Annotated in this window: 7 protein-coding genes; 3 read left to right on the plus strand and 4 right to left on the minus strand. The window is 44.0% G+C overall.

Annotated elements, in window-relative coordinates; translation table 11 throughout:
- Positions 1-2: 2 nt before the first annotated feature.
- The 4 genes from Q8K48_03570 to hyfB are packed head-to-tail and all read right to left on the minus strand — an operon-like array spanning position 3 to position 5,088.
- On the minus strand, positions 3-1,457 hold the full coding sequence (locus Q8K48_03570; protein MDP1851477.1) for a hydrogenase 4 subunit F: 1,455 nt from the start codon (positions 1,455-1,457) through the stop codon (positions 3-5).
- The gene (locus Q8K48_03575; protein MDP1851478.1) at positions 1,458-2,117 is read right to left on the minus strand and encodes a hypothetical protein; all 660 of its coding nucleotides are present in this window, start codon (positions 2,115-2,117) and stop codon (positions 1,458-1,460) included.
- A gap of 5 nt (positions 2,118-2,122) precedes the next feature.
- Positions 2,123-3,070 (minus strand): NADH-quinone oxidoreductase subunit H, encoded by a 948-nt coding sequence (locus Q8K48_03580; GenBank protein MDP1851479.1) that lies wholly within the window; start codon positions 3,068-3,070, stop codon positions 2,123-2,125.
- Entirely contained in the window at positions 3,067-5,088 is a 2,022-nt protein-coding gene (hyfB, locus tag Q8K48_03585; GenBank protein MDP1851480.1) for a hydrogenase 4 subunit B, read from the minus strand. Before hyfB ends, Q8K48_03580 begins: the two co-directional genes overlap by 4 nt.
- 205 nt (positions 5,089-5,293) lie before the next feature.
- Here hyfB and Q8K48_03590 point away from each other — a divergent pair, with 205 nt between their 5' ends.
- Genes Q8K48_03590 through Q8K48_03600 form a run of 3 tightly spaced genes read left to right on the plus strand, consistent with a single transcriptional unit; the run spans position 5,294 to position 7,904 of the window.
- Positions 5,294-6,472, plus strand: coding sequence for an iron-containing alcohol dehydrogenase (locus Q8K48_03590; protein ID MDP1851481.1), 1,179 nt, complete (start codon positions 5,294-5,296; stop codon positions 6,470-6,472).
- 3 nt (positions 6,473-6,475) lie between these two features.
- Entirely contained in the window at positions 6,476-6,964 is a 489-nt protein-coding gene (locus Q8K48_03595) for a YbaK/EbsC family protein (GenBank protein ID MDP1851482.1), read from the plus strand.
- Positions 6,951-7,904, plus strand: coding sequence for an EamA family transporter (locus tag Q8K48_03600; GenBank protein MDP1851483.1), 954 nt, complete (start codon positions 6,951-6,953; stop codon positions 7,902-7,904). Before Q8K48_03595 ends, Q8K48_03600 begins: the two co-directional genes overlap by 14 nt.
- Positions 7,905-8,043: the final 139 nt, after the last annotated feature.

The raw sequence follows: 8,043 nt of genomic DNA on the forward strand, positions 1-8,043 counted from the left end.
CCTTAACCTCCTATTATCGCGACGGCCTGCAAGAACCATTGATTCAAGTAATTAGGAATATATAAGCCAAGCATTAATGCCAAACCTAAATGCAGAAACACAGGCAGGAGCGCTGGAGAATGAGGCAGGGGCTTTACATTTGTTTCTCCAAAAACCATAGGTTGTACGCGACTAAAGATCGCACCAAATGCAACGGCTAAGCCCAGTAAAAGGATGGGGGCCGCCCACGGCAGTTGGTGCATTGCGCTCGTTAAAATTAAAAACTCACTCGCAAAAATTCCAAATGGTGGCATGCCAAGAATCGCTAAGGTTCCCATCATCAAACCCCATCCAACTGTTGGGCTGACCTTAATGAGCCCCCTAATATCTTCCATCATCTGCGACTTTGCTTTTTGGGCAGCATGACCGACTGCAAAGAACACTGCCGATTTAGATAGGGCGTGTACGGTCATATGTAATAAGCCTGCAAAATTCGCAATTGGTCCACCCATACCAAAAGCAAACGTCATAATTCCCATATGTTCAATTGAAGAATAGGAAAACATTCGCTTGATATCTCTTTGCCTAAGCAAGGAGAATGCCCCAACAAGTACGGATAGAAGTCCAAAACCAATCATCAAATTACCAGCGAAATTATTATTCAAAGCGCCATCGGTCAATATCTTGCAGCGAATGACTGCATAGAGCGCAACATTTAACAAAAGTCCAGAGAGCACTGCTGAAATAGGGGTCGGGCCTTCAGCATGAGCATCAGGCAGCCAATTATGTAAGGGTGCTAAACCAACTTTTGTTCCATAGCCAACAAGAAGAAAAACAAAAGCTAACGACATGATTGTTGGATTGAGAATTGATTTCGACGCATTAAGGTTGGTCCATAAGAGAGGATTCAGACCCGGAGCAATAACTTTTTGGGATGCCATATATAAGAGAATTGTTCCCATGAGTGCCTGAGCAATACCGACACCACATAAAATAAAATACTTCCATGCTGCCTCAAGGCTTGCTGGAGTTCGATAAACCGAAACTAAGAGAACTGTGGTTAATGTAGCCGCCTCCATCGCGACCCACAAGATTCCCATATTGTTGGTAGTGAGGGCTAAAAGCATGCAAAAACTGAAGAGCTGGTACATACTAAAATAAAGGCGCATGCGACTGTGCGTCATTTTTCCGCGATCCTCTTCAATTCGCATATAGGGCCGGGAAAAAACCGAAGTTGTAAAACCAATAAATGCCGTAAGTGTGACAAGGAAAATATTCAGAGAATCAATGAAGAACTGGCTATTTAAGGCAAAAAGCGGGCCATCTGCGACAATTTTGATAGTTAAAAATAATGCCGCAAGCAAAGTTCCAAAACTAAAAGCTACATTCACGTTTCGCCCATGGGGCTTATGCCCCATGATTGCCAAAACTAAGGAGCCTAAAAGAGGTGCGGCAAAAACCAGAACGAGAGGGTTCAATTACTCCTCCTTCAGATTTTCTAAGTGCGAAATATCCAGACTTTCAAACTGTTCGCGAATTTGAAACATAAATACCCCGAGAATAAAAACTCCGACCAACACGTCGAGGGCTATTCCTAATTCAACAACCATGGGCATCCCATAAGTTGCCGAAGTCGCCGCAAAGACCAGAGCATTTTCCATGGATAGAAATCCGATTACCTGCGGGAGCGCTTTTGAACGTGTGATCATCATCATGAATGAAAGCAGAACACACGCTAATGCTATCCCTAGAGTCCCAGGCGTAACAGAAGTTGAGAGTTTAGAAATTGGTAGTGACAAATTGAAAGAGAAAATAACAAGTACAATTCCAACCAACATCATGCTAGGAATATTGATTAGAGTCTCAACATCCCATCGGATATCTAACCGCTTAATTAAGCGATGAAGAACCAATGGGATTAGAAAAACCTTTAGAGCAAGAGTCATTACCGCTGAGTAATAGAGATGTTCCTGATGAGTCACGAAAGCGACAATGCTCGTAGCAGATACTACTGTTAAACCCTGCATGGCATAGATATGTATTAAATTTATCACTCGCCGCTGAGCAAGCATTGCAAATGCCAATAGAAGAAGTATCGATGCGAAGAGGTTAATTAATTGAATACTTAATTCGGTCATAATTTTCATGCCCCCAGCAATATATAGGTCAGCATTCCGATAACTGCAAGTAAGAAAGCTGTGGCAAGAAATTCTGGAACTCTGAAAATGCGCATTTTCGCCGAAAATGTTTCAATCAGTGCGAGTAATATGCCAATAGAAAATAATTTAAAAATAAATAGAGGTATTGCATAGAGAAAGGAAGTATTAGATCCTGTCTCGTAGATACCCCATGGCAAAAACAATGCAATTCCGACCGATGAATAAGCAAATAGCTTTAAGGACGCTGCCCATTCAAGCAGAGCAAGATGACGCCCAGAATATTCGAGAATAAGGGCTTCGTGAATCATGGTCAATTCAAGGTGGGTGCTGGGATTGTCTACTGGAACTCGTGCATTTTCTGCCAAGAAAATTAAAATGAATGCAAAAGCTGCAAAAACTAGACTTGGATAAATTGCAAATGAACTTCCAGTCAGTGAATGAACAATTGTTATGAGAGACGTTGAATGTGCTATCAAAGATGATGTAAAGAAAATCATAAGAAGTGCTGGTTCCGCCAGAAAACCGACAAACATTTCACGTCTTGCCCCTAATGTTCCAAAGGCAGTTCCGATATCCATGGCGGCAAGAGAGATAAATATGCGAGCTAAAGCAAAAATTCCAACAAGTGCGATTGCATCTGCTGCCTTAGCTAAGGGTAATTCAGTAGAAAAGGTTGGAACGATGGCGCTAGCTAATACCATGCATCCGAAAACAAGATAGGGGGAAAAGCGAAACAATGGCGAAGCTGTGTCGGCCATGACAGAATCCTTATTGAAAAGTTTATGCAATGCTCTATATGGTTGCAAAATTCCTGGTCCTTTGCGGTTTTGGAGCCAGGCTCGAAGTTGACTCACCCAACCCATTAACAACGGGGCCAATAAAAGAGATGCTCCAGAAACAATTAACTGTAAAAAAATCTGTCTAAGGATCATAGTTTTACCCCTGGTACAAGAAGGAGCAGAAATATCAAAGTTATAAAGCTATACAGCAAATATATAGAAATTCTTCCTCTTTGAAGTCGTCCTACTAATGCAGATAAAAACTCTGTTAACCGAACAACAGGCATGTAGAGACCTTCCCAAAATTTGTCCGAAACAATCACCTCGTATTTCGGCTCGAGATCATCCGGCTTTGGAAGTTGACGCTTCATAGAAAAGAATGGTTCAAATACCTGCCTTATCGGTTGACCATACCCCTCTGCTGTATCTTGCATTCGAGAATTTGTCCAAGCATGCCCACCTGCCCACGTCGCCGAACGGCGAAGTCTGGCGTGGTAGAGAATCCGAACTAAAATAAATGTGAAGGCAATTGCAGTTGCAATTCCGATCAAGAAATACACTGGGCTATAACTAGCTCTTTCAATTGAAGTGGGGGTAAGAAGCCACCAACCATGTGATTTAGATTCACCAGCTAATCCCTGCCCGACCAGAACGCGCATAACGGGTTCCATTAGATCGATAGTGAGATTTGGTAGTAATCCAAGTAGTAACGTCACAACGGCAAGCCACACCATTCCAATTTTCTCAAATAGACCGGCGTCATGCGCATGATTCAATTTCTCTTCACGGGGTTGACCCAGGAAAACTACTCCAAAAAATTTCACCATCGCATAGCCAGCCAAAGCCGCGGTTAAAGCAATCGAAGCCGTCGCCACCGGAATAAACATGTTGAGTATTGGCTGTGGCAGATTTGGCGTAAATAGAAAACTTTGAAGTAATAACCATTCAGAGACAAAGCCTGAAAATGGAGGCAATCCAGAACTTGCAAGAACTCCAATAAATGCAAGCCATGCTACCCACGGCATAAATCGAATAAGTCCACCCAGCCGACCTAGATTTCTCTCCCCAGTTGCGTGTAAAACTGAGCCCGTGACAAGAAAGAGCAGGCTCTTGAAAACAGCATGCGCTGCCACGTGATACAGACATGCCGTTAGGGCTAGCGCTGCAATAGCGTTCATTCCATATGAATTAAATAAAAGAGCAAGACCCATTGCTGAAAAAAGAAGACCGATATTTTCAATTGACGAGTATGCCAACAATCGTTTCATGTCAGATTGCACGGCAGCAAAAATGACACCAAATAGTGCTGTGGCTAAACCAAGAACAAGTAAGAGGACTCCCCACCACCACAGATGAATATCTAGCAGGTCAAAACTAACGCGTAACATTCCATAAACAGCAATTTTCAACATAATTCCACTCATTAAAGCTGATACTGGCGAAGGTGCGGCAGGGTGAGCTTCGGGAAGCCAAATATGAAGTGGCAATATTCCAGCTTTTGCACCAAATCCAAAAACTGCTAGCACGAATGCGACAGATGCCCAAAATGGCGAGAGTGACTGAATACGCATATTGGAAAATGTGTAATCTCCGGAATTTGCCTGAAGCACACCAAAGGAGAGCAGCAGTGCAATAGCGCCTATATGCGCAACCAATAAGTAGAGAAATCCAGCTGCGCGGATTTTGGGCAATTTATGGTTGGCGGTAACAAGAAAATATGACGACATGGCCATGCTTTCCCAGGCCACCATGAACACATAAGCATCATCAGAGATCAGAACTAACGCCATACTCGCAATGAAGATATGGAACTCAAGAGCGAGAAGACCTGGGGCAGTTCCTGCAGAGTTCCGAAAATAACCAGCCGAAAAAATGGATACACCAAAAATTACAACCCCTAGAACTAGGAGAAAGAATGAGGAAAGTGCATCTAAGCGCAAATGAAAAATAAGCTGTGGTAATCCAATTGGCAATGTGCGACTTTCATCCACACCATTGCTCAATGCACGAAGAGCAAGCAGCGCTAATATCAATCCGCCTACTCCTCCGAGCGGGAAAAGAACTCGAGCAACAAAGGTAAATTTATGAAGAGTAAGAATTCCCAGGAATCCAATTACTAGCCAGCCTGATATGACCCACAAAACCAAATCTATTAGAGTCGGACTGGCCATGAGTTGCTAATCAAGCCTCCCGACTGAGTTAGGCACTTATACCTGCCGGGATTCATCATCCGTAGGCAATACCAGCATTATACGTTATTGTGCCAAAACACTCATTCTTAACTCTATCTCTTAACAAAACACTTTTCTCCCTCGATGCCGCCGAGATAGGATTCTCTAAGAAAGTCACATCTCACTTACATTTCAAGGAGCTACCGTGGACAACATAACCGCATTTAATAATCATCTTCCAGTTAAAGTTCGTTTTGGAGAAGGTGTAGCAGAGACTCTGCCGGCAGTTGTCGCAGAACTCGGTGCGAGTAGAGTCTTCTTGATGGTTGATAAAGATATTGAAAAATTCAACCCGGCTGCAGCAAAACTTATCGATCAAATGAAAACAGCTTCAGGCATTACCGTTACTCTCTTTGAAAAGCCCGCGGGTGAACCAACAATTCAAATGGTTGATGATGCGATCGCCGCATTAAAGGCGGCAGGCTCTGATGTAGTGGTAGCACTAGGCGGTGGATCGGTAATTGATACGGCTAAGGCGGCGCGTTTGTGCGCACAGCTCAACTGCACTTTTAGAGAGTTCCAATCACGACCACCCGTTTATCCTGTGGCAACGCTTCCACTTATTGCACTTCCAACTTCAGCTGGTACCGGCTCTGAAGTATCTGGCGGATCAGTTATCTCTGACCCGGAGGCTGGCCGTAAAGCAGGTATTGCTAATGGAAATCTGCGCGCGCAAGTTGCCCTCGTTGACCCAGTGCTTACGTATTCAATGCCACCGTCAATGACTGCTAACACCGGCATCGATGCGTTAGCACAAGCTATTGCTGGAATAATCGCAAAGTGCAGCACTCCGATCGGTGATGCTATTGGCTACGAAGCCGTTCGAATGATGACACCAGCTCTCGTTGCCGCTTTTAAGAATGGTAATGATAAAACCGCACGAGCCGGAATGGCAGCAGGCAGCATGATGGCAGGACTTACTATGAATATCTCTGACTGTACCGCCGAGCACTCTTTAGGTCAGGCCATTGGCGGGCTTAAGCATGTTCCACATGGTTTAACTATTGGTTTAGTACTCGTTGAAACCCTTACTCGCGAAGCAAAAATCGTCCCAGAAAAAATGGAACGCATTGCCGATGCGATGGGCGTGCCGCACGATGGAAGCAAAGATGGATCTCGCTGCGTTAACGCAGTGCGAAAGATTCTGGCCGAACTCCAATTCCCCGTTCTCTCCTCCCTTGGCTTTGTTGAAGGCGATATCGATGAGTTAGCAGAGATTGCATTAAAGGACTTCTTCATCACTCAAGCCCCTAAACCTTGGAGCAAGCAGGAAGTCGTCGATGCCTTTATGTCAGCACTCAAGCTAGAAAACCGCGTTGCTTAACGAGTGGAAAATGTTCTTGCTAACCCTTCAGTTGTTCGAGTAATTGCACTTCTTACAGAGTTAGGTTGCGAAGGTGAGGTCACGATTCTCTCAGACTCGGCTCGAACTGCTTTAGACGCGGCCAATGCTTTGGGCATTGAAGTTGGACAAGTGGCATCGTCTATTGTCTTTAAATTACCAAGTGGAAATGCGCTACTCGTAATTACTAGCGGGCGTCACCGAGTAGATACCGAATTAGTTGCCAAGAACCTTGGCATTGAGAAATTACATCGCGCAGATGCAGATTTTGTTAAGGAACAATCAGGATTTTCAATCGGTGGTGTATCCCCAGTGGCCTGGATTAATGCACCTGAAATCACATTGATAGACGTGGCACTAAAAGATTATGAGATCGTGTGGGCTGCCGCTGGTCACCCACACACCGTTTATCCAACTTCATACATGGAGATAGTCCGAGTTACTGGCGCATCTGCAATGTATGTTGGGCATTGACGTGAAATTTTTTCCCTTTATTCCAAAAGGAGCGCAACTGGCTCTACTTTCAGCCATACTTTTTGGCATTTCTACACCTCTAACCAAAATCTTTCTAGAAAACTCTTCGCCTTTTATGACTGCCGGATTACTGTACTTATCTTCGGGTATTAGTATCGGGATCTATCGAAAGTTTAAAAAACCACCTAATTTCAAATTACCTTTGTCGGAAAAGATATATTTCGCATTGGCCATCGCATGTGGGGGAATTGCTGCACCTGTATTACTTCTAATTGGACTATCCCAGATGGAAGCATCCACGGCTTCAATTCTTTTGAATTTGGAAGGTGTATTTACTGCCATGTTTGCATGGTTTATCTTTAAAGAAAACTTTGATAGAAGGATCCTCATTGGAATGCTAAGCATTGTTACCGGTGCAGGCATCGTTGGTTGGAATGGCAGTTTCGATTTCAGTGTACTTCCCTCAATGCTCCTAATTGTCGCAGCCTGCCTATTTTGGGCTCTAGATAACAACCTAACCCGAAATGTGATCTCTGTTGATATTACTTGGATGGCTTCAACTAAAGGCCTGGTGGCCGGAGTTACAAATCTCTTTATTGCAACTCAAATCTCAGGTGCAATTCCTGATCTAGGGGCCCTACTTGCGATCTCCCTTATTGGTGTATTTTCCTTTGGCATAAGCCTGGTGCTATTTATTGGCGCAATGCGCACGGTCGGAACGTCGCGTGCCGGTGCCTACTTTTCTGTTGCCCCATTTTTTGGAGCACTCGCCGCTGTAATTCTTGGCGATCCTCTAACTGCACAACTAGGAATTGCTACGATCTTTATGGGTTTTGGCATCTACCTCCATATCACTGAGAATCATCATCATGAACATTCACATGATGGGGAAAACCACGCTCATGCCCACTTTCCAGATATCAGCCACCGTCACCATTGAAACGAATTCAGCGGTCAAATATTTAGGAATCGAGAGCTTGGGCCGTTTGAATGATGATTATGTAAAAGAGATAGTTGGTTTTCCATTGAAAAATTGACCATTCCAGACCAAGGTCCTATTTTTCTCTAAGAATGAGAAT

Origin of the sequence: Candidatus Planktophila sp. (assembly GCA_030681675.1) — a bacterium.
Classification (GTDB): domain Bacteria; phylum Actinomycetota; class Actinomycetes; order Nanopelagicales; family Nanopelagicaceae; genus Planktophila.

What these genes read in the sequence shown, in the direction of transcription:
- Q8K48_03575 (MDP1851478.1), bottom strand. Translation starts at nt 2,117, where the DNA reads ATGACCGAATTAAGTATTCAATTAATTAACCTCTTCGCATCGATACTT.
- Q8K48_03580 (MDP1851479.1), bottom strand. Translation starts at nt 3,070, where the DNA reads ATGATCCTTAGACAGATTTTTTTACAGTTAATTGTTTCTGGAGCATCT.
- Q8K48_03600 (MDP1851483.1), top strand. Translation starts at nt 6,951, where the DNA reads ATGTTGGGCATTGACGTGAAATTTTTTCCCTTTATTCCAAAAGGAGCG.
- hyfB (MDP1851480.1), bottom strand. Translation starts at nt 5,088, where the DNA reads ATGGCCAGTCCGACTCTAATAGATTTGGTTTTGTGGGTCATATCAGGC.